The 1,775-nt window shown below is 69.1% G+C and carries 1 protein-coding gene; it reads right to left on the bottom strand.

All coding sequences use genetic code 11. The features are described 5' to 3' along the window. A partial coding sequence (locus K206_RS0136285) for an ImcF-related family protein (RefSeq protein ID WP_020207121.1) occupies positions 1-1,775 on the bottom strand: 1,775 nt, incomplete at both ends.

Below are 1,775 nucleotides of genomic sequence, written 5' to 3'. Positions count from 1 at the left end.
CGGCAGCGCTCGGCTCAAGCTCGCCGGCCGTCGGCCCCTTGGTGTCGGGCGTGCCTCGCCAGGTCAATTGATAGACGGCGCTGTCCAGCGGCTCGACGTGCGCCCGCTCCAGCATCCGCACGAAGCCAAAGCGGCCGCCGAACTCATAGCTCTTGTTGGTGCCCGCGTGCTCGGTCTGCCACTGCAGCCGGGTGCCCAGGTCCTGCAGGTTGTTGGCCGGCCAGGTCATCGCCTGCCAGGTCTCGCGCTGGTTGTAGTAGTGCAGCTTCTGGCTGTCGACGGTCAGCACCGTGTCGGTCAGGCCCGGCGTGGGAATCGGCTTGACCTCAAAGCGATACTGCGGCTCGCCTTGCGCCAGCAGGCGGGTGGCGATGCGCTGCAGGGCATTGACCGCCTTGAGGAAGGCCGGATCGAAGGCCAGCGCCTGGCCGCCGGTGGCCGCCGGCACCCATTGATCGCCCTGCAGTTCCAGCACGCCTGCCAGTTGCGTGCCGAGGAACGCCCCGATCACGCCGGTTTGCGGGCGCAGGAAGCGCGCCAGTTCCGGCAAGGAGGCATCGTTGGCGCTGTCGGCGAACGGATAGCGCCCGGCGAACGATTTGCCCCACGCCATGGCAATGCCCTGTCGCCAGGCGTCGTTCAGGCTCGCCTGCGCGGGTTGCAGCACGGTCTGCGTGGCCTGCGTGATCGGGCGTACGAACAACGTCTCGCCCATGCCCGCCCACTGGTTGCCGAGGCTCGCCGCCATCAGTTGCGCATAGGCCCGGGTGTCGGCCAACTCCGATCCCTTGCCCTGGAAAAGTGCCTGCGCCATCTGCCGGGCTTGCGCGTCGGCATCCGCGCTGTTGCTGACCTGCTGCAGGCGCAGGCGCAGCGCCGTTGCGCGGTCGAGGAAACGTTGCAGGCTCAGGTCGCTGCTGCTGCCTGCATTGGCGGCCTGGCCCTGTCCCACCAGCCGCAGCACCGGTCCGAAGGCGGCGCCCAGCGGCCCGGCCGTGTCCGGCTTGATCGCCTCGGGTCCCGCCGTCTTCTTGCCCAGCAAGTCCTGGGCCTTGGCCACCAGCGTGTCGGACAGCGAATCCTTGTGCGCGCCGGCGCCGCCCTGGTATTCCAGCGACTTCATCAGCGCGATCACCGGCGACTGGCGCGCATCGGCCATCAGCTTGAGCTGATCGATGGCGGCCGGCAGCGTGGGGGCGGGTTCCCATTGCAGGCTGTTCATGAAGCCCTGCCAGCGCTCCGCGTAGTCGGCGAAGTACCGCTCGGTCAGCGCAGCCTGCAGGGCTTCGGCGGAGCGGCCTTCTGTCGGCGATGCCTGGGGCTTGCCGTCGGTCAGCACCCAGTCGCTGGCGATCTCGCTGCGCTTGGCAGCGGCCTCGATGGCGGGAGCGACATGGCCCTCGTAGGCCTGGCGCGTGAAGATACCGGGCACGATCGCGGTGGCGCGCACCAGCCCGCGGGGATCGGCGCCGGCCGTCAGCGAGACCAGGGTCGCGTCCGGATACTTGTTGCCGCCGTTGTTCGCGAAGGCATTGATGATGCCCTGGTAAATGGTGTCCTCGCCGTTGCGCTCCCCGATCACCGCCAGCAGGGTCTGGCGAGCGCCGGCCACGAGTTCCGGGCGGGGTTCGATGCGCCAGTCCGGGTTCGCCTTGAGGTGCTGGGCATAGAACCTGAGCAGGCGTTCGGCGAGGTCCTGCCGCTCGCCCGGCGTGATGCGGGCATCGGTAGACCAGTGTCGTACCAATTGCGGGGCCAGGAAGGCCGGGTCAGCG

Origin of the sequence: Cupriavidus sp. WS (genome assembly GCF_000395345.1) — a bacterium.
Taxonomy (GTDB): domain Bacteria; phylum Pseudomonadota; class Gammaproteobacteria; order Burkholderiales; family Burkholderiaceae; genus Cupriavidus; species Cupriavidus basilensis_B.
The sequence above is the reverse complement of the archived record's forward strand: the minus strand, read 5'-3'. Positions and strand labels throughout refer to the sequence as shown.